The following is a 1,230-nucleotide window of genomic DNA, read 5'->3' as shown; positions in this document are numbered from 1 at the left end:
TGTAGATACCATCTCTCTTTATAGGCTTCAAGATCGTATTTAACTTTCTTGGAGCTTAAACGCTTCTTGATTTTTTATTACACCAAAACATATATGAATGAGTTTACGCATATTGGCGCCAATGATTTGCATCGACGTTTTGCCATTATTCAGCAAGGCTATTTTTTGCTGTTGTATCTTATAATTCCACTGCCCAGCGACTACTGCTGCCATATAAAGTTTACTTCTTATTTTTGAGGGCCCTAGCTTGCTCATAGTTGTACGGCCCTTCATTTTCCCAGATTCATGCAGCCGCGGTATTAAGCCACAGTAGGCAGCAGCTTGCTTAGCTCTGCTGAAATTTTTAGCGGCGAATATATACGTCAGCTCCCGAGACATAACAGGCCCAATACCGGGGATTGTTTCTAGTAACGTTCTATTCTTCTTTAAGTCAGGAAAGCTATTTATGTGACTATCAATATCTGACTTAAGTTTTTTTATCTCATCATCTAGAAAGTTAATCGTTTCTTTTAATGATTGAGTGACTCGCTCAGATGTCGCATTAAACTCACTTGCTTCTAATCGATTCTGCTCTCGTTGTTTATTGGACTCCAATGCATCAAGTCGACGCAGTAAGGATTTAAGCTCTCTAATTTCCTTTGCTTCAGGTTGCCAGAAGTTAACGGTTGATTGCTTAGCATAACCGTAGCTTGCAAGCATTATCGCATCTGACCTATCTGTTTTATGAACAACATTTAGAGCCTCAGCATATTTTTTTGCTTTGCTAGGGTTAGCGAGAATAATATTGAATCCTTGCTGGTATAAAAAGTACATTAACGGCTCATGGTAAACACCGGTTGGCTCTACCGTGATAACGATTTCCTCAGCTATAGTTTTGGTTGTACTTAAAAGCCACTGCTTAATTTCCTTGAAAGCTAGGTGGTTATTTTTAAATACTTTTGTTTTCTTTTTATTAGTGATTGGATCTCTCAGCCAACATAAATCAACTTTATCTTTACTGATATCAAAACCAATAAACATCATCTCTACTTACTCCCCTTGTACATACAGCATCAACTTAATCTAAGAGTGCTTGGATACCATTCAGTTTGTTGAGAATTGGAAGCTAGGGCTTAATCTACGGCTCAGTATCAAGTACTGGGCGGGGCTACAAGCTCACTAACTTCCGATGTAATAAATGATAGCTAATCATCTATTACAGAGAGATACAAGGCGGGGCTTTATGCCGCG

At 38.7% G+C, this 1,230-nt stretch carries 1 protein-coding gene; it reads right to left on the bottom strand.

Annotation, left to right across the window (positions count from 1 at the left end; genetic code table 11):
• Positions 1–39: 39 nt before the first annotated feature.
• On the bottom strand, positions 40–1,023 hold the full coding sequence (locus CWC30_RS16490; RefSeq protein ID WP_036981290.1) for an IS110 family RNA-guided transposase: 984 nt from the start codon (positions 1,021–1,023) through the stop codon (positions 40–42).
• Positions 1,024–1,230 lie beyond the last annotated feature (207 nt).

This window comes from Pseudoalteromonas sp. S4741, assembly GCF_005886135.1.
Taxonomy (GTDB): Bacteria; Pseudomonadota; Gammaproteobacteria; order Enterobacterales; family Alteromonadaceae; genus Pseudoalteromonas; species Pseudoalteromonas tetraodonis.
The sequence above is the reverse complement of the archived record's forward strand: the minus strand, read 5'-3'. Positions and strand labels throughout refer to the sequence as shown.

Coding starts and splice junctions, on each gene's coding strand:
- CWC30_RS16490 (WP_036981290.1), bottom strand. CDS start 1,023: ATGATGTTTATTGGTTTTGATATCAGTAAAGATAAAGTTGATTTATGT.